Annotated in this window: 18 protein-coding genes and 2 pseudogenes; 10 read left to right on the top strand and 10 right to left on the bottom strand. The window is 59.9% G+C overall.

Features of this window, described 5'->3' with window-relative positions; all coding sequences use genetic code 11:
* Window positions 1–52: 52 nt before the first annotated feature.
* The 3 genes from AC3IX1_RS08935 to AC3IX1_RS08925 all read right to left on the bottom strand — a co-directional run bounded on the left by AC3IX1_RS08935 (window position 53) and on the right by AC3IX1_RS08925 (window position 3277).
* On the bottom strand, window positions 53–583 hold the full coding sequence (locus tag AC3IX1_RS08935; RefSeq protein WP_489387885.1) for a hypothetical protein: 531 nt from the start codon (window positions 581–583) through the stop codon (window positions 53–55).
* A 239-nt stretch (window positions 584–822) separates the two neighbouring features.
* Complete coding sequence (locus tag AC3IX1_RS08930; RefSeq protein WP_489387884.1) at window positions 823–1341, bottom strand: ankyrin repeat domain-containing protein; 519 nt, start codon at window positions 1339–1341, stop codon at window positions 823–825.
* A 97-nt stretch (window positions 1342–1438) separates the two neighbouring features.
* A complete protein-coding gene (locus AC3IX1_RS08925; protein ID WP_489387883.1) occupies window positions 1439–3277 on the bottom strand; it encodes a long-chain-acyl-CoA synthetase in 1839 nt (612 codons plus the stop codon).
* A 372-nt stretch (window positions 3278–3649) separates the two neighbouring features.
* Between AC3IX1_RS08925 and AC3IX1_RS08920 the strand changes: the two genes are divergently transcribed.
* Window positions 3650–3928, top strand: a complete 279-nt coding sequence (locus tag AC3IX1_RS08920) for a DUF3509 domain-containing protein (protein ID WP_046042946.1) — start codon at window positions 3650–3652, stop codon at window positions 3926–3928.
* A 124-nt stretch (window positions 3929–4052) separates the two neighbouring features.
* Here the strand turns inward: AC3IX1_RS08920 and mtnC are convergent, their stop codons facing one another.
* The 5 genes from mtnC to aroC are packed head-to-tail and all read right to left on the bottom strand — an operon-like array spanning window position 4053 to window position 8196.
* Complete coding sequence (mtnC, locus tag AC3IX1_RS08915) at window positions 4053–4736, bottom strand: acireductone synthase (RefSeq protein WP_489387882.1); 684 nt, start codon at window positions 4734–4736, stop codon at window positions 4053–4055.
* A gap of 4 nt (window positions 4737–4740) precedes the next feature.
* Complete coding sequence (locus tag AC3IX1_RS08910; protein WP_489387881.1) at window positions 4741–5286, bottom strand: 1,2-dihydroxy-3-keto-5-methylthiopentene dioxygenase; 546 nt, start codon at window positions 5284–5286, stop codon at window positions 4741–4743.
* A 20-nt stretch (window positions 5287–5306) separates the two neighbouring features.
* On the bottom strand, window positions 5307–5927 hold the full coding sequence (locus tag AC3IX1_RS08905; protein ID WP_489387880.1) for a methylthioribulose 1-phosphate dehydratase: 621 nt from the start codon (window positions 5925–5927) through the stop codon (window positions 5307–5309).
* On the bottom strand, window positions 5924–7075 hold the full coding sequence (locus tag AC3IX1_RS08900) for an MFS transporter (RefSeq protein WP_489387879.1): 1152 nt from the start codon (window positions 7073–7075) through the stop codon (window positions 5924–5926). The genes AC3IX1_RS08905 and AC3IX1_RS08900 overlap by 4 nt, the downstream gene beginning before the upstream one ends.
* A 29-nt stretch (window positions 7076–7104) precedes the next feature.
* Window positions 7105–8196, bottom strand: coding sequence for a chorismate synthase (gene aroC, locus AC3IX1_RS08895; protein WP_489387878.1), 1092 nt, complete (start codon window positions 8194–8196; stop codon window positions 7105–7107).
* Window positions 8197–8279: 83 nt separating this feature from the next.
* Between aroC and AC3IX1_RS08890 the strand changes: the two genes are divergently transcribed.
* Together AC3IX1_RS08890 and AC3IX1_RS08885 are read left to right on the top strand one after the other, a co-directional pair.
* On the top strand, window positions 8280–9278 hold the full coding sequence (locus AC3IX1_RS08890; RefSeq protein WP_489387877.1) for an alpha/beta hydrolase: 999 nt from the start codon (window positions 8280–8282) through the stop codon (window positions 9276–9278).
* Between the two features lie 90 nt (window positions 9279–9368).
* Window positions 9369–10160 carry a hypothetical protein gene (locus tag AC3IX1_RS08885; RefSeq protein ID WP_489387876.1) on the top strand — a complete coding sequence of 264 codons (792 nt, stop codon included), beginning with the start codon at window positions 9369–9371 and terminating at the stop codon, window positions 10158–10160.
* 124 nt (window positions 10161–10284) lie between these two features.
* On the opposite strand, the gene prmB is transcribed toward AC3IX1_RS08885, so the two are convergent.
* Window positions 10285–11193 (bottom strand): 50S ribosomal protein L3 N(5)-glutamine methyltransferase, encoded by a 909-nt coding sequence (gene prmB, locus AC3IX1_RS08880; protein WP_414929349.1) that lies wholly within the window; start codon window positions 11191–11193, stop codon window positions 10285–10287.
* Window positions 11194–11431: 238 nt separating this feature from the next.
* On the opposite strand from prmB, the gene AC3IX1_RS08875 reads away from it, so the two are divergent.
* The 5 genes from AC3IX1_RS08875 (at window position 11432) to AC3IX1_RS08855 (ending at window position 14209) form a co-directional block, all read left to right on the top strand.
* A complete protein-coding gene (locus AC3IX1_RS08875; protein ID WP_046042958.1) occupies window positions 11432–12022 on the top strand; it encodes a cysteine hydrolase family protein in 591 nt (196 codons plus the stop codon).
* Between the two features lie 131 nt (window positions 12023–12153).
* Window positions 12154–12474, top strand: a complete 321-nt coding sequence (locus tag AC3IX1_RS08870; protein WP_008048404.1) for a hypothetical protein — start codon at window positions 12154–12156, stop codon at window positions 12472–12474.
* 78 nt (window positions 12475–12552) lie between these two features.
* Entirely contained in the window at window positions 12553–13110 is a 558-nt protein-coding gene (locus AC3IX1_RS08865; RefSeq protein WP_056721819.1) for a Smr/MutS family protein, read from the top strand.
* A gap of 77 nt (window positions 13111–13187) precedes the next feature.
* Complete coding sequence (gene folE, locus AC3IX1_RS08860) at window positions 13188–13733, top strand: GTP cyclohydrolase I FolE (protein ID WP_007988130.1); 546 nt, start codon at window positions 13188–13190, stop codon at window positions 13731–13733.
* Between the two features lie 104 nt (window positions 13734–13837).
* Window positions 13838–14209 (top strand): glutathione S-transferase N-terminal domain-containing protein, encoded by a 372-nt coding sequence (locus tag AC3IX1_RS08855; protein ID WP_489387875.1) that lies wholly within the window; start codon window positions 13838–13840, stop codon window positions 14207–14209.
* A gap of 131 nt (window positions 14210–14340) precedes the next feature.
* Here AC3IX1_RS08855 and AC3IX1_RS08850 read toward each other — a convergent pair.
* Window positions 14341–14778, bottom strand: a pseudogene (locus AC3IX1_RS08850) (aminotransferase class I/II-fold pyridoxal phosphate-dependent enzyme); the annotation flags it as partial.
* On the opposite strand from AC3IX1_RS08850, the pseudogene AC3IX1_RS08845 reads away from it, so the two are divergent.
* A pseudogene (locus tag AC3IX1_RS08845) lies at window positions 14768–15113 on the top strand (MarR family transcriptional regulator); the annotation flags it as partial. The pseudogenes AC3IX1_RS08850 and AC3IX1_RS08845 overlap by 11 nt on opposite strands.
* A gap of 275 nt (window positions 15114–15388) precedes the next feature.
* Window positions 15389–16738 (top strand): NCS2 family permease, encoded by a 1350-nt coding sequence (locus AC3IX1_RS08840; protein WP_489387874.1) that lies wholly within the window; start codon window positions 15389–15391, stop codon window positions 16736–16738.
* The last annotated feature ends 58 nt before the right edge of the window (window positions 16739–16796 follow it).

Below are 16796 nucleotides of genomic sequence, written 5' to 3'. Positions count from 1 at the left end.
CCTCAGGATAGACGGTCGTCGCGAGGATTCCTTTTTATTGACAGTGTTTGGATCAGACGTGGATCGCCACTTTCAGGGCTTCCAGGGATGGCGCGGCTGCGATGCCCACTTCTGCGCACAATTCCAGCACCCGTGGCACGTCATCGCCGTAGACCAGGACCACCTGCAACTCGTCATCGAGCAACTGGCTGAAGTTCATCAGCGTGTAGCCGCCGTTTTCCTTGTTCATGCTGCTCATCTGCACCTGGATGCGGTTGAGCGCGGTCAGGGCTTCGGTCTTGGCCAGTTGCTTGGGCTTGAGATTGAATTCCACCCCCGGGCCGAACGAGGCGACGATCTGCGCGAACAGGTCCATGTAGGTGTCAGCCTGGAACAGCACCGTTTCCGGCAGGCTGCCGACCACCACCCACTCGCCCAGCGGGATCGGGAAGGTTTCGTCGTAGTTGATATCCGGATTGGCAGTCAGGAAAGCCTCGGGATCGGCGTAGGCCTGGGCCGCTTCGTCCGCGACCTTGAGGATTTCGTCTTCGCCCATGCACCCGGAGCTGATTTTGCTGATGAGTTCGACGAGTGCGGTTTTCATGGGGCGGATCCTGTAGCGAGGGGAGTTTTGAGGGCGCGAAGGATAGCGCATTAATGAGTGAAATGCGGACCTGTGGCGATGCAATCCCTGTGGCGAGGGGGCTTGCCCCCGTTCGGCTGCGAAGCAGTCGTAAACCCGGTAGACGCGGTTTATCTGAATTTCCGCCATTGGGGCCGCTTCGCGACCCAACGGGGGCAAGCCCCCTCGCCACAAAAGCCCCGTAGCCACAGGGTTCAACGTCAACCCAGCAATTTTTCCAGCTGAGCAACCGTATCGGAAGCCCCCATGGTCCTGGCAGCCTCCAGCGCAGTGATGCTATTGGCATCCTTGGCTTTCGGGTCGGCGCCCTTGCTGATCAGGTAATCGACCACTTCGACGCGGTTGAACATCGCTGCCATCATCAACGCCGTACGGCCATCGAAGGACGAGCCTTCAACCTGCGCACCGCCATCGACCAAGGCCTTGATCACCGCCAGGTCGCCCTTGAAGGCGGCGCCGGCAATCGGGCTCTGGCCGTTGTCGTTGCGGATCTCCGGGTCGGCCTTGTGCTCCAGCAGGACTTTTACCGTGTCCACATGACCGTGATACGCAGCCAGCATCAGCAAGGTATCGCCCTTGTGGTTACGCAGGTTCGGCGGCAAACCCTTGGTCAGCAGTGCGGCCATCATCGCCGCATCGCCCTCCCGTGCCTTGTTGAATACCTGTTCGGTGAATTCGGCGGCTTCTTCGGGGGTCATCTGGCGGCTTTTGTCTGACATTGGGCACTCCCTTTTCTGTCATTCGTAAAAGCCGACAGTTTCCCGAGCGCCCCCGGCACTGTCACTTGTTTTTTCTCATGGGTCGCCATAGCCAGATTCAATAGCGGTACTTGCCGCCGTGAATGTCGGACAACAACTGCTCGGTGACCTGCACGTAGGTCTGGGTCCCCGGGAGCCAGGCATAGATCGGGTCATCGCCGGTTTTACCCGGGTCGAAAGCTTCGTCCTTGAGTCGGGTCTTCTGATATTTGAACGTCCCGGTGGTTTCCATTTTCACTTTCACCCGCAGGAACAACGGCACCGCATAGGCCGGCATTTGCTCGCGGGCGAAGGCCAGCAGTTCACTGAAGTCCAGGGTTGCCAGGGATTCGGCCGGGGTAATCGCCGCCATCCCGGCCCGGCCATTGGTGTTGCGGATTTCCACGCCATAGGCCACGGCTTCGGAAATAAGCGGATGTTGCAGGAGGATGTTTTCGACCTCCGTGGTCGAGACGTTTTCGCCCTTCCAGCGGTAGGTGTCGCCCAGGCGGTCGACAAATTGCGCATGCCCAAAGCCGATGTTGCGCAACAGGTCGCCGGTGTTGAAGTAGCGGTCACCCTTTTCGAACACATCCTCAAGCACGACCTTGGCGGTTTTCTGCGGATCGGTGTAACCGTCCAGGGGGGCCTTGTCGTCGATTTTTGCCAGCAACAACCCCTGCTCGCCCTTGGCCACCTTGCGCATCAGGCCATTGGCCTGACGAATCGGCGCGCCGCTGTCGTGGTCGTACGCGACCAGCTCCCAGGACATCAGGGAAAAACCGATGGTGTTGTCGAAATTGAGAATGTTGGTGAAACCGATATTGCCGTCGCTGGCGGCGTACAGCTCGCAGATGTGATTCACCACAAAGCGGGTCTTGAACTCGTTCCAAGCGCCGGGACGCAAGCCGTTGCCGATCATTTTCTTCACATCGTGCCGGCTGTCGTCGGCGCTGGGCGGTTGATCGACCAGGTAGCGGCACAGTTCGCCGACATAACCGATGGTGGTCGCACGGTACTTGCGCGCGTCGTTCCAGAACTGACTGGCGCTGAATTTGCGGCGGATGGCGAACCCGCTGGCACCACTGACGGCCGAACCCCAGCACACGCAAAGGCCCGTGGCGTGGTACAGCGGCAAGGTGCAATAGACGACATCGTCGGGGCGCATGTCCAGGGCGATCATGCCGAAGCTCGCGGAGCTGCGCATCCAGCGTCCGTGCTTGAATACGCCCGCCTTGGGCAGCCCCGTGGTGCCCGAGGTGTAGATATAAAAACAGGGATCGTCGAAGAAAATCTGCCGGCTGCTGGCCGGGTTGTCGCTGGCGTCGTCGAGACTGACGGTCATCAGGTTGACGAAACCTTCAGGCGCGATACCCGGTTGGCGCGAGGTGTCCTGATCGGCGACGAACCAGGTTCGGTCAGCCTTGATCGACACCCGATCACGCACCGCCAGGTACGCCGGGACCAGTTCCTCGCCGACAATGATCGCCACCGGCGCCACCAGATTCACACTGTGCACCAGGGTGTCGCGGGTCTGCGAGGTATTGAGCAGCGCACTGATCGCGCCGACTTTGGCCACCGCCAGAATCGTCACCAGCAGTTCCGGCCGGTTCTCGATGAAGACCGCCACCACATCACCCTTGCCGATGCCTTGGCCAACCAGGTGGTGGGCGATGCGGTTGGCCCATTGGTTGACCTCGGAGTAACTGAGCGTTACGTCACCTTGCATCAGCGCCGGGCCATCCGGGTTGCGCAACGTGGCTTGCTCGAAACTCCAGCCCAAACCACACGCTTGGGTCGGGTCCTTGACGTTGGCGGCCTTCATGCCCTTCACCACCCGGGGGATGGCCTTGGCGATGGAAGGCAGCTTGCGGAGCATCATGCTCCAGGTAATCGTGTCGTGCGACGTACGGCTCATTTTTGCTCCCGTTCGATCTTTTTTTATTGTCGGGCGGCGATGACTGAGCCCGAAAATACGTCAACGGTTCTTGAGCTGTACACGCGGTTTTTGAAATGTTTTGTATCTGCGATCTTGATCTGCGATCTGATCCGCGATTGATACAGGGCCGATCGTGAACCCCCGCACACGCAATGGTTCCATCGAATCGCCGAGCGACCGCGCAAAATGCAGGATGCACGATGGCCGTTCATGCAGAATGCACGAAAGCAAAAATCACCACAGATACTAACTTATTGTTTTATAAGGTTATTTACAAACAACCAAGGCTGGCACAATCACTGCAACCCTCTCCGTATGCTTGCCATTCAAGAGCCAACGGAGCTGAAAGACATGAACCTGATTCAGGAAAAATTTTCGTCCCTGTTCTCCAACTTCGAAGTCACCACACAGGCCCGTCCTGACGGTGGGATCCTGCTGACCCTGAGCGGCGGCGAAGGCAAAGTGTTCAAGCGCTCGATTTCCTACCAGCAATTGCACAATGGCGACCAACTGACGTGGGTGATCAGCGCGATTCGCCGTGACCTCGCCGAACAAGCCAGTGAACTGCCGCAGATTTCCATGCTGCAGAGCCAGCAACGGTTTGCGCTGCCGACCTATCACTCGCTGTAGAAAACATTGTGGAAAAAACACTGTAGGAGCGAGCCTGCTCGCGATAGCGGAGTGTCAGTCAACATCAATGTTGAATGACAGATCGCAATCGCGAGCAGGCTCGCTCCTACAAGTTGTGTAGTGCTTAGAAGGCAGCAGGATTTATCCGCGCAAAGCTGTCGACCGTGACATGCCCTGCCAGTTCGCCGCCCTCACGGGCCAGCCCGCACGTGGCCATCCCCGCCGTGCGCGCCGCGTCGAGTTCTTCGACGATGTCCGACAGAAACAGAATCTGCCCCGCCTCAAGGTTGATCGCCTGGGTGATGTTGGCGTAGGACTGCGCCTCGCGCTTGGGGCCCGAAGTGGTATCGAAATAACCCTTGAACAGCGGCGTCAGATCCCCCGCCTCCGAGCAACCGAAGATCAACCGCTGGGCCTGGATCGAGCCGGATGAGTAAACAAACAGTTGAAAGCCGTCCTGATGCCAGCGCTTGAGTGCTTCAACGGCGTCCGGGTACACGTGCCCCTTCAACTGCCCGGCCTGATAGCCCTGTTCCCAGACCATGCCCTGCAACGCTTTCAACGGCGTGGCCTTGCGGTCTTCAGCGATCCAGCCCAACAGGATCTCGATGACCCGCTCGACGTCGGCGTCCGGTTCGTTGCTGTCGCGGCGCACGGCAGCCAGTTGCTCGACCACGTAGGCGCGTTCGGCGTGCTGACGGACAAACGCCGGAAGGTGTTTGGCGGCATAGGGGAACAGCACGTCGAACACAAAACTCACCGCGCTGGTGGTGCCTTCGATGTCGGTGAGAATCGCTTTGATCGGCATCGACTCAGTCCTCCAGGCGCGGGAATTGGCTGGCGATGTCTTCGCCGGTGAAATTGGCCACCCAGCCTTCCGGGTTGTTGAACAGACGGATCGCGACGAAATGCGGGTGTTCGCCCATGTCGAACCAATGCTTGGTGCCGGCTGGCACCGAGATCAGGTCATTCTTCTCGCAAAGCACCGCATAGACGTAATCGTCGATGTGCAGGGTAAACAGGCCACGGCCGGCGACGAAAAATCGTACTTCATCTTCGCCATGGCGATGTTCGTCGAGGAACTTGGCACGCAGTTCAGCTTTTTGCGGGTGATCGCTGTTGAGGCTGATCACATCGACAGTGACGTAACCGCGCTCGGTCATCAGCTGGTCGATCTGCTCCTGGTAGGCGGCAATCACTTCTTCCTGAGTGGCGCCCGGCTGGATCTTCGCCGCCGCTTGCCAACGGTCGAAACGCACGCCCTGCTCGGCCAGGGTCGAGGCGATGTCTTCGAAATGGGTCAGCACCTTGTTGGGAATTTCAGGGCTGGAGACGTGATAGACGGACAGGCTGCTCATCAGGGCAACTCCTTAACGGTTCATGCTTTAAAGAGCGAGCGCATCTTCAACTCGCACTCGAACAAAAATTCAAAGGCCTCGATCTGCCGCAGGGCATCGCTCATGCGCGCGCCCCAGGTGTACAGGCCATGACCACGGATCAGGTAGCCGACGCAATCGGGATGGGCGTCGAGCCAAGGCTGCACCTTGGCGGCCAGGCGCGCAATATCCTGGTCGTTGTCGAAAATCGGCACCCGCACCCGGGATTCGTGGGTCGTCACACCGCTGAAGGCCTTTTGCAGTTCGTAGTCTTCGAACTCGATGAAGTCTTGCGGCGTCAGGCGCGACAGCACGGTGGCGTTCACCGAGTGGGTGTGCAGCACGGCACCGATCTCCGGGCGCCAGGTGTAGAGCTGGGTGTGCAGCAGGGTTTCGGCGGACGGTTTCTTGCCCGGTTCCAGGCTGTTGCCCGACAGGTCAGTGGCCAACACGTCGTCCATGCCGAGTTGCCCCTTGTGCTTGCCGGACACGGTCAGCAAGGCTTCGCTCGGCGACAGGCGGGTCGAGTAATTGCTGCTGGTGGCCGGCGACCAGCCGCGACCATACAGAATACGCCCGGCGTCGATGATTTCCTGGGCGAGTTGTTCACGGGTAAGGCTCATGGCCTGTCCTCTTGCATACGAGTGGCAATGATAACGGCAGCCGCGACGGCTGCGAGACTGGCAATACTAAATGTCCATGCTGCGCCGAGGGCATTCCAGCTGTAGCCGGAATACAACGCGCCCAACGCACCGCCGGTGCCGGCCAACGCGGCATACAGCGCCTGGCCCTGGCCTTGCTGGCGCGCACCGAAGCTACGTTGCACGAATGAAATGGCAGCGGCGTGAAAGCTGCCGAATGTCGTCGCGTGCAGCACCTGGGCAAACAGCAGTACCCAAAGGAATTCGGCCAACGACCCGAGCAGCAACCAGCGCAACGCCGCCAGCAGAAAACTCGCCATCAGCACCCGCCGCAGGGAAAACCGCGCGAGGATCTTGCTCATGGCCAAGAACATCAAAACTTCGGCGACGACGCCAACCGCCCAGAGCATGCCGATCACGCCCCGGCTGTAACCCAGGCGCTCAAGGTGCAAGGTCAGGAACGTGTAATACGGCCCGTGGCTCATCTGCATCAGCGCCACGCAGCCGTAAAACGCCAACACACCGGGGTTGCGCAGTTGCTGGAGAAATCCCTCCCCGGTCAACCGTTCACCCTGAATCGGTTGCGCGTTAGGCACCCACAAACTGCTGACCACGATGCCGGCCATGATCAGCACCAGCGCCGCCGGGTAAATGTCCAGGCTCAGCCATTCGAACAAACGGCCCAGCGCGACCACGGTGATGATGAAACCGATCGAGCCCCACAGGCGAATCTGGCTGTAGCGCGAGGTCTGGCCCTGCAAATGCGCCAGGGTGATGACTTCGAACTGCGGCAACACCGCGTGCCAGAAGAACGCATGCAAGGCCATGACCATCGCCAGCCAGGCGTAGGTCTTGCTGACGAAAATCAGCGAAAAGGTCAGCAGCGTGCACACCCCGCCGAAACGCACGATGGCCAGCCGCCGCCCAGTGTAGTCGCCCAGCCAGCCCCAGATGTTCGGTGCCACGCAGCGCATCAGCATCGGGATCGCCACCAGTTCGCCGATACGCGCGGCGCTGAATCCCAGGTGATCGAAGTACAGCGCCAGAAACGGCGCTGTCGAACCGAGCAAGGCGAAATAGAACAGATAGAAACTGGAAAGCCGCCAGTACGGGAGCGTCGCAGTCGCCATCAGACGGCTGCGACCATGAAGTCAACCATTTACAGCTGACCCAGCACCGGCGTGGTCACACGCACATCGGCGTTCTGCCCACGGTGGCGCAGCAAGTGATCCATCAGCACGATGGCCATCATCGCCTCGGCAATCGGCGTGGCACGGATGCCGACGCACGGGTCGTGACGGCCCTTGGTGATCACTTCCACCGGGTTGCCATGGATGTCGATGGAACGGCCCGGCGTGGTGATGCTCGATGTCGGCTTCAGCGCCAGGTGCGCAACGATGGGCTGACCGGAGGAAATACCGCCGAGAATGCCGCCCGCGTTGTTGCTGAGGAAACCTTCCGGGGTCATTTCATCGCGATGCTCGGTGCCACGCTGGGCGACGCTGGCGAAACCGGCACCGATTTCCACGCCCTTGACCGCGTTGATGCTCATCAGCGCATGGGCCAGTTCGGCGTCGAGGCGGTCGAAGATCGGCTCTCCCAGGCCCGGCATCACACCTTCGGCGACCACGGTGATTTTCGCGCCGACCGAATCCTGGTCGCGGCGCAACTGGTCCATGTAGGCTTCCAGTTCCGGCACCTTGTCCGGGTCCGGGCTGAAGAAGGCGTTCTGTTCCACCGAATCCCAGGTCTTGAACGGGATTTCGATCGGGCCGAGCTGGCTCATGTAGCCGCGAATGACGATGCCCTGGCTGGCCAGGTATTTTTTCGCAATCGCCCCTGCCGCCACGCGCATTGCGGTTTCCCGCGCCGAGCTGCGACCGCCGCCGCGGTAGTCGCGCTCGCCGTACTTGTGGTGGTAGGTGTAGTCAGCGTGGGCCGGGCGGAACAGATCCTTGATCGCCGAGTAGTCTTTGGACTTCTGGTCGGTGTTGCGGATCAGCAGGCCGATCGGGCAGCCAGTGGTGCGACCTTCGAACACGCCGGAGAGGATTTCGACTTCGTCGGCTTCCTGGCGCTGGGTGGTGTGGCGGCTGGTGCCGGGCTTGCGGCGGTCCAGGTCACGCTGCAGATCCTCAAGGGATATCTCCAGCCCCGGCGGGCAGCCATCGACAATGGCGACCAACGCCGGGCCATGGCTTTCGCCCGCGGTGGTGACAGTGAACAGCTTGCCGTAGGTATTGCCGGACATGCAGGACGCTCCGTGAAATGAACCTGAATACGTAATGCGCGCCAGTATACGCAGGCTACCCAAGTAGTTCATCCTCGAACCTTATGGGTGCCGGTGAGTCCAACCGGCATCTTCTTGATGATGGCGCGATGATGCTGCGAGTTCTAGCCTTGAGCCTTACCCTGATTTCCGGCTTCGCCCAGGCAACTGTCCTGCAACGACCGATCACATTGGATACGGGCACCGGCGAGCTTTTCGGCTCGCTGTTGCTGCCAAAATCCGACAATCGAGTGCCGGTTGTGCTGATCATTTCCGGCTCAGGCCCTACGGATCGTGACGGAAACAATACCGACGGCGGGCGCAATGACAGCCTCAAGCGCCTGGCCTGGGTGCTGGCCAAACACAACATCGCCAGCGTGCGTTACGACAAGCGTGGCGTGGCCGCGAGCCTGGCGGCAACCCCGGATGAACGCAATCTGACGGTGGACGCCTACGTGGCCGACGCCCAAGCCTGGGGCCGCAAGCTCAAGACCGATCCGCGTTTCGGCCAACTGATCGTGCTGGGTCACAGCGAAGGCGCCCTGATCGCCAGCCTCGCTGCGCCGGATATCGATGCCGACGCGGTGATTTCTGTCTCGGGTAGCGCAAGGCCGGTGGATCAGGTCATTCGCGAGCAACTGGGCAATCGCCTGCCGCCACCGCTGATGCTGCGCAGCAATGAATTGCTCGACAGCCTCAAGGCCGGGAAAACCGACGACAATGTGCCGCCACCCTTGCAGGTGATTTTCCGCCCGAGCGTGCAGCCTTACCTGATTTCCCTGTTCCGCCAGGACCCGGCCGCAGCGTTTGCCAGGCTGAAGATGCCGGCGCTGATCATCCAGGGCAGCAACGACATCCAGGTCGGCGTCAATGACGCAAGGCTGCTCAAGGCGGCCAAACCGGACGCCGAACTGGCGCTGATCGAGGGCATGAACCACGTCATGCGCATCGTGCCCAACGACGTCAAACGCCAACTGGCTTCCTATAGAGATCCGCAATTGCCCCTGGCGGCGGAACTGGGCACGCGAATCCTCGGATTTATTGACGGACTTCGCACCAGTTAACCCCTCCAGTCCTGGGAAAAACGGCCGATAAGCCTTTGTCGCCAACACATTGGTTGGCGACAAGCTGAGCTTGGACAGGATCTCGCCGTTATGACTGACACCCAGACTTCACCCGACACCAGCGCTGAACAAGACGCACCGCCAGCGGTCGAGCTGCCCTGGGCGGACGTCCACGTCGAGCACCAAAAGATGCTCCGTCTGGCGCCGTTGCAGACTGACCGCAACACAGGCGGGCGCCCATTGCGCTTTGTCGAATTAGGCTATGCCGAACGCAACGACAAGGAACGCAGCCTGATGCGCATGAGCATCACCCTCCCCGGCCAGCGCGTACGCAAGGAACAGAATCATCTGGACGTGTGGGTCGATCACGCCGAAAAACGCGTGCATTTCGGACCGGAAAGCGGATTGCAGATTGAACCGCTGAACCGTGGCATTGGCCGCTACATGGCGGCCCAGGGCATCAACTGGGCGAAGAAGCGCTGGCCGACCTACACCGTCGACGGCTTTGACCTGAACAACAAGGACGCGTTGAACGAAGATACCCGCCTGCGCCGCGATCATTTTTTGCGTGTGCACGGTTTCGACGTGGTGTATGCCGATGCCCAGCATTTGAAAGGCAGCGTCAAGCCGGTCAAGGTCGGCGACCTTTCTGGCGACTGGAACAGCGAAAAACTGCAGGTCGTGGAAATTCTCGAAGCGGCGCAGATGCTCCAGCAAGCCGAACAGAACCTGGCCGAGCAGGAAGTCAAACTCAAGAAACACGAAGAGAAAGTCAGCAAGTACAAACGCGAAGACGCCGGTCTGCGATTCACCATCACCTGCCTGGTGGCGTTTGCGGTGTTTCAGGCGGGGTTGTTGATCTGGATTGCCACGCACCGCTGATCGGCGGTGCGGCCATTACTTGTAGGAGCGAGCTTGCTCGCGATGGACTTGAGGTCGACGCTTTTTTCCAGAAAACACGCGTCATCGTTAACGTCCATCGCGAGCAGGCTCGCTCCTACAAAGGTCAGACGCGAGAAGCAAACAACGCCTGATGCTCACGGCATTGCTGCGCGCTGAGCATGAACACACCATGGCCGCCACGCTCGAACTCCAGCCAGGCGAAGTCGACTTCCGGGTACAACGCCTCGACGTGCACCTGGCTGTTGCCCACTTCGACAATCAGCAAGCCCTTCTCGGTCAGATGATCCGCCGCTTCGGCAAGCATGCGCCGCACCAGGTTCAAACCGTCGTCACCGCAGGCCAGACCCAGTTCCGGTTCGTGCTGGTACTCGTCCGGCATATCGGCGAAATCTTCCGCATCGACGTAGGGCGGGTTCGACACGATCAGGTCGAAACGTTGCCCCGGCAAACCCTCGAAACCGTCACCCTGCACCGTGTACACGCGCTCATCGACACCATGGCGCTCAATGTTCTGATTGGCCACTTCCAGTGCTTCGAACGAAAGGTCCGCCAACACCACCTCGGCATGCTGGAATTCGTAGGCGCAGGCGATGCCGATGCAACCGGAACCGGTGCACAGATCGAGAATCCGCGCAGGCTCTGTAGCCAGCCACGGGGTAAAGCGGTTTTCGATCAACTCGCCGATAGGTGAGCGCGGGATCAGCACACGCTCATCAACGATGAACGACATGCCACAGAACCAGGCCTCGCCCAGCAGATAAGCGGTAGGCACCCGATCTTCGATACGGCGCTTGAGCAAAAGCTGCAGGTGAACCACTTCCTCTTCTTCCAGATTGCAGTCCAGGTAGCTGTCGGCGATTTCCCACGGCAGGTGCAGTGCGCCCAACACCAACTGCCGGGCTTCGTCCCAGGCGTTGTCAGTGCCATGGCCGAAAAACAGATCCTCCCCATGGAAGCGGCTGACAGCCCAACGGATATGGTCACGCAGGGTGCGAAGGCGGGAAGTGATCACGACGGCAAACTCCAGAAAAATCGACGGGCGATTCTACCAGTCAAACGACGTCACGACGACGCGGGAAACTACCGATTCAAATGTAGGAGTTATCCATTTTTTCGCTTGGCTATTGAACAAAACGCGACTATTGACAAGGCTACAGGCCAGCAACGACGGCACCTACGATCGTAGCGATTCACAGAACCGCTCAGCCAGAGGACAATGTCGCAAAAGCCCCACTCCAAGGAGCCCCAGAATGTCTGTTCCAAAAACGATGTTTCAACTCAGCGGCCGCGGTTATGCAGCGGCCAATCTGAGCCATGCCACGCTGGTCATCATCGATGCCCAGAAAGAATACCTCAGCGGTCCCCTGGCCCTGAGCGGCATGGATGAAGCTGTCGCGAACATCAAGCAATTGCTCGCCGCTGCCCGCGCCGCCGGCCGGCCGATCGTGCATGTCCGCCACCTCGGTACGCTTGGCGGGTTGTTCAACCCCCAGGGCGTAGGTGGTGAGTTCATTCCGGGCCTGGAGCCACAGAGCGATGAAACCGTCATCGGCAAATTGTTGCCAAGCGCTTTTCACGGCACCGAACTGGCAAAACGCCTGGAAGACCTTGGCGCCCTTGACCTGATCGTCTGTGGTTTCATGAGCCACTCCAGCGTCAGCACCACGGTGCGTGCCGCCAAGAACCTGGGCTTCCGTTGCACCTTGGTCGAGGACGCCTGCGCCACCCGCGACCTGCCTTACAAGGGCGGCGTGCTCAGTGCAGCACACGTTCATCAGACGGAAATGGCGATCATGGGCGACAACTTCGCCACCCTCGCGCTGACCCGTGAACTGATCTGATCGACGCTCAATGAGCGGCCTGGAACGCCGCTCATCCGCAAAAGCCTCGCATTTGCCGTAATTGTCTTAGCCTCAGGAACATCCCGGTCAACTCCCGGTCGAAGGGCCGATACCCATTGAGGAAGGTCGGAATGAAGTTATCCGATGGTTTTGACGCTCGCCGCTTGCGGCCCAAAGGCCAAAGCAACTGGCGTTTTCGAATCGGCGCGACGTTCGCGGCGTTGCTGGCGATGTGCGGCGTGTTGCTGGCCATGGCCGGTGCCGCCAGCCTGCTCGGCCACGCACCCGCCCTGGGTGAATTGAACACCAGCCGCACCGGTGCTGCCGTGATCCTGGCCATCGGCCTGTTCGTGCTGTACCTCGGTGTCTGGCTTTGGCGCCGTTGCCGTCGCCGCTCGCGCCAGTCCCGGGAACTGGCCATGTCCCCGCACCTGATGAAAAAACACGACTGAGCCTGGCGTCGCGCGCGTTTTTGTCGCGCCCGATTCGCTTCGAGTTGGGTAAACTGGCCGCCCTTCGCGGAGGCTGACATGCAAGACGACGATTTTTCCCTGTTCAAAAGCGCGATCCAAGGCGTCAAGCCGATCAAGCACGATCGCGCCGAAACCGGCAAACCCAAGGCTGACCGCGCGCAGATTGCCAAGCTGCGTCAAGCGGCCACCGTGCGCACCGAATCCACCACCGTTGACGGGCTGTCCGATCAGTTCGTCATCGACGTCGGCCCTGAAGACGAGCTGATGTGGGCCCGCGATGGCGTGCAGGAAAGCCAGATGCGCAAGCTCAAGGTCGGGCAGATTCCGTTTGAAGGCAGCCTCGACCTTCACGGCATGAGCGTGGAAAAAGCCCGGGAAACCCTCTGGGCGTTCCTGGCCGAAGCCACCAGATTCGAAATCCGCTGCGTGCGCGTTACCCATGGCAAGGCTGTTCGCCTGGACGGCAAGCGGCCGATGATCAAAAGCCACGTCAACACCTGGCTGCGCCAGCATCCACAGGTACTCGGCTTCACTTCGTGCCAGGCGAAACATGGTGGTGCCGGCGCGGTATATGTGATGCTCAAACGCACCATGATGGAAGGTCGCGACGAGTAAAGCTGACGCGTCACGCTTGCAGCGTCGTGTCCGTCACCGTACCCTTGCCCTTTGCGTAAAATCCCACAGGTAGTTTCATGTCCCTGGAACAGAATTACACGGCGATCCTCGGCCAGCTCGGCGAGGACGTTTCCCGCGAAGGCCTGCTCGACACGCCAAAACGTGCCGCCAAAGCCATGCAGTACCTCTGCCGCGGCTATGAACAGACACTGGAAGAGGTCACCAACGGTGCCCTGTTCAGCTCCGACAACAGCGAAATGGTGCTGGTCAAGGACATCGAGTTGTACTCGTTGTGCGAACACCACCTGCTGCCGTTCATCGGCAAGGCTCACGTCGCCTACATCCCGAGCGGCAAGGTCCTGGGCCTGTCGAAGGTGGCGCGGATCGTCGACATGTACGCCCGCCGCCTGCAGATCCAGGAAAACCTCAGCCGCCAGATCGCCGATGCGGTCCAGCAGGTCACCGGCGCCCTGGGCGTTGCAGTGGTGATCGAGGCCAAGCACATGTGCATGATGATGCGCGGCGTGGAAAAGCAGAATTCGACGATGATCACCTCGGTGATGCTCGGTGAGTTCCGCGAGAACGCCGCCACCCGCAGCGAGTTCCTCAGCCTCATCAAGTAATTCGCGGCACGAAGAAAACCGGCATTCATCGCCGGTTTTTTTTCGCCTGCAAAAAATCAGGTAAGCTGCGCGCCCTTCATCAATTGCACCGTGAGGCTTTCAACGTGTTCGTAAAAGCGCTTCGTGTCGGCCTTGGCCAACTGATCATCTTCATCGACTTCATTACTCGCCCAAGCAAGAAGAAGCGCCCCGCCGCTGCTCAGGCTCAGGTCGAATCCGCCGCCAAGGGTCTGACCTTGTATCAATTCCACGCCTGCCCGTTCTGCGTGAAGACCCGCCGCACCCTGCGCCGCCTGAATGTGCCGGTGGCCCTTCGCGATGCGAAGAACAACGAACTGGATCGCCAGACCTTGCTCGAGCAAGGCGGCAAGATCAAGGTGCCGTGCCTGCGCATTGAAGAGAATGGCCAGACCACCTGGATGTATGAGTCCAAGGTGATCATTGATTATCTGGACAAGCGTTTCGCGGCGGCCTGATTTGTCTGTGGTGTTTTGACTGACGCCATCGCGAGCAGGCTCGCTCCCACAGTGGATTTGTGGCGCTCACAAAACCTGTGGGAGCGAGCTTGCTCCGGGCGGCGTTCCGACGATGAGGCCAGCCCAGACAACGCAAGTCCCGAACGCACCACCGCCGCCAACCGCTCGAGCCCTTCATCCAGCCGCGCCGGATCAATGTGGCTGAAGTTCAACCGCAAATACCCCGGATGATTATCCGGCTCGGGGAAGAACGGTTCCCCCGGCATGAACGCCACATCGTTGGCCAGCGCGGCATCGAGCAAGGTGCGGGTGTCTTGCGGCTGCTTGAGTTTCAACCAGAAAAACAGCCCGCCCTGCGGCACGTTCCAGTCCGCCAGATCGGAGAAGTGAGTTTCCAGCGCAGCCTGAAACGCATCCCGACGCCCCCGATAAAAATCGCGCAACTCACTGCGGTGTTGCTGATATTTCTCGCTGCCGATCCATTGCAGTGCCTGCCACTGGCCGACCCGGTTGGTGTGCAAATCCGCTGACTGCTTGAGTTTCAACAGATGGGGAAACAGGTCCGGGCTGAGCCGGGTGCATCAGCGCATTGTGTTTTTCATCGCCCGCTATGAACCTGAGTGTCAAGGAACTGCTGGCGTTGCTCGGCGTGAGCAAGCAGGCGTTGAACATGCCGTTGCGGCAACTGCTGGAGATGCATCTGGTCGACAGCGTCGCGTCCGAAGCCGACAAGCGCAAGCGCCTGCTGGAGTTGACCGCCGAAGGCGTTCGTTTTGAGCAAGCATTGCGTCGCGAGCAGGTGAAATTGCTGAAGCGGGTGTTTGCCGAAGCCGGGGAGACGGCGGTGAATGGGTGGCTGGCGGTGAATCTGGCGTTGGGGAAAAGCCAGGCGCATACCGACTGAATCATTCCGTCTGCTGATTTTGATGCTGGCTGATCCGGCCTCTTCGCGGGCAAGCCCGCGAAGGCGTCAAATCAGGCGATATATTCCTATCGCCAAAAAAATCGTAAACAAAACCAAAAACATTATTTGCATTCTTTGTTTACAAAAGCATAATCCACTTCGTGCGAGTTCCTGACCAAGCGGTCAACAAATTCGCAAGTACCTCAAAGGGCCGCTGCCACCCCTCTCGGATCCGGCCCTGGAAATAACAATAAAACTCTTGAGGAGTACTCGCTGTGGAAAGCCGCAAATCCGAAGCATCGACGCTGGAAATCTCGCCGCCATTACGCAATGGCTTGCTGGAACGTCTGTTCAAACTCAGCTTGCACGGCACCACGGTGAAGACCGAGCTGATTGCCGGCCTGACAACCTTCATCACCATGGCTTACATCATTTTCGTCAACCCCAACATCATGGCCGACGCCGGGATCGATCACGGTGCGGCGTTCGTCGCCACCTGTATCGCTGCGGCACTCGGTTGCCTGTTGATGGGCCTGTACGCCAACTGGCCAGTCGGCCTGGCACCGGGCATGGGGCTGAACGCCTTCTTCACCTACACCGTGGTCGGCACCATGGGCTACAACTGGGAAACCGCCCTCGGCGCGGTGTTTGTGTCCGGTGTGTTGTTCATGATCCTGACCTTCTCGCGGATCCGCGAATGGCTGCTCAACAGCATTCCGGTCAGCCTGCGCTTCGCCATGGGCGCCGGCGTGGGTCTGTTCCTGGGGCTGATCGGCCTGAAAACCGCGGGTATCGTCGTCGATAGCCCGGCCACGCTGATCAAGCTCGGCTCCCTGCGCGAACCCGGCCCGCTGCTCGCCGCCGTGTGCTTCCTGATGATCGCCATCCTCAGCTATCACAAGGTGTTCGGCGCGATCCTCATCAGCATCATCACCGTGACCCTGGCTGGTTGGGGCCTTGGGCTGGTGAACTACGGGGGCATCATGTCCGCCCCGCCGAGCCTGGCTCCGACCTGGATGGCCATGAACGTTGTGGGTGTATTCAACATCAGCATGGTCAGCGTGGTCCTGGCCTTCCTCTTCGTGCACATGTTCGACACCGCCGGCACCCTGATGGGCGTTGCCCAACGTGCCAACCTGGTGGGCGCTGATGGCAAGATCGAAAACCTCTCCCGCGCCATGAAAGCCGACAGTGCTTCCAGCGTATTCGGTGCGGTAGTTGGCGTTCCGCCGGTCACCAGCTACGTCGAAAGTGCTGCCGGTGTTGCAGCGGGTGGTCGGACTGGTCTTACCGCGGTGACCGTAGGTGTGCTATTTATTGCAGCCATGTTCTTCGCTCCGCTGGCCGGGATGATTCCTGCCTATGCAACCGCGGGTGCGCTGATTTATGTAGCGATGCTGATGATGGGCGGCATGGCCCACATCGAATGGGACGAAGCGACCGACAGCATTCCAGCGATCGTTACAGCAATCATGATGCCGCTGACCTTCTCGGTCGCCGACGGCATCGCGCTGGGCTTCATCACCTACGTGGCGATGAAGGCCGGTACCGGCAAGCACAAGGAAATTTCGGTGAGCCTGTGGGTGCTCTGCGCGATCTTCATCGCCAAGTTCATCTTCTTGTAAGCCACACGCGGTACACGCTTGAAAACAGCCTCACCCCGACGGGTGGGGCTTTTGTGCA

Source organism: Pseudomonas sp. KH_046_2 (assembly GCF_057838985.1).
This window is presented reverse-complemented; position numbering and strand designations above follow the sequence as displayed.

Coding starts and splice junctions, on each gene's coding strand:
- AC3IX1_RS08875 (WP_046042958.1), top strand. CDS start 11,432: ATGTCTGTTCCAAAAACGATGTTTCAACTCAGCGGCCGCGGTTATGCA.
- AC3IX1_RS08905 (WP_489387880.1), bottom strand. CDS start 5,927: ATGAGCCTTACCCGTGAACAACTCGCCCAGGAAATCATCGACGCCGGG.
- AC3IX1_RS08865 (WP_056721819.1), top strand. CDS start 12,553: ATGCAAGACGACGATTTTTCCCTGTTCAAAAGCGCGATCCAAGGCGTC.
- AC3IX1_RS08870 (WP_008048404.1), top strand. CDS start 12,154: ATGAAGTTATCCGATGGTTTTGACGCTCGCCGCTTGCGGCCCAAAGGC.
- aroC (WP_489387878.1), bottom strand. CDS start 8,196: ATGTCCGGCAATACCTACGGCAAGCTGTTCACTGTCACCACCGCGGGC.
- mtnC (WP_489387882.1), bottom strand. CDS start 4,736: ATGCCGATCAAAGCGATTCTCACCGACATCGAAGGCACCACCAGCGCG.
- AC3IX1_RS08900 (WP_489387879.1), bottom strand. CDS start 7,075: ATGGCGACTGCGACGCTCCCGTACTGGCGGCTTTCCAGTTTCTATCTG.
- folE (WP_007988130.1), top strand. CDS start 13,188: ATGTCCCTGGAACAGAATTACACGGCGATCCTCGGCCAGCTCGGCGAG.
- AC3IX1_RS08885 (WP_489387876.1), top strand. CDS start 9,369: ATGACTGACACCCAGACTTCACCCGACACCAGCGCTGAACAAGACGCA.
- AC3IX1_RS08890 (WP_489387877.1), top strand. CDS start 8,280: ATGGGTGCCGGTGAGTCCAACCGGCATCTTCTTGATGATGGCGCGATG.
- AC3IX1_RS08935 (WP_489387885.1), bottom strand. CDS start 583: ATGAAAACCGCACTCGTCGAACTCATCAGCAAAATCAGCTCCGGGTGC.
- AC3IX1_RS08920 (WP_046042946.1), top strand. CDS start 3,650: ATGAACCTGATTCAGGAAAAATTTTCGTCCCTGTTCTCCAACTTCGAA.
- AC3IX1_RS08925 (WP_489387883.1), bottom strand. CDS start 3,277: ATGAGCCGTACGTCGCACGACACGATTACCTGGAGCATGATGCTCCGC.
- AC3IX1_RS08910 (WP_489387881.1), bottom strand. CDS start 5,286: ATGAGCAGCCTGTCCGTCTATCACGTCTCCAGCCCTGAAATTCCCAAC.
- AC3IX1_RS08930 (WP_489387884.1), bottom strand. CDS start 1,341: ATGTCAGACAAAAGCCGCCAGATGACCCCCGAAGAAGCCGCCGAATTC.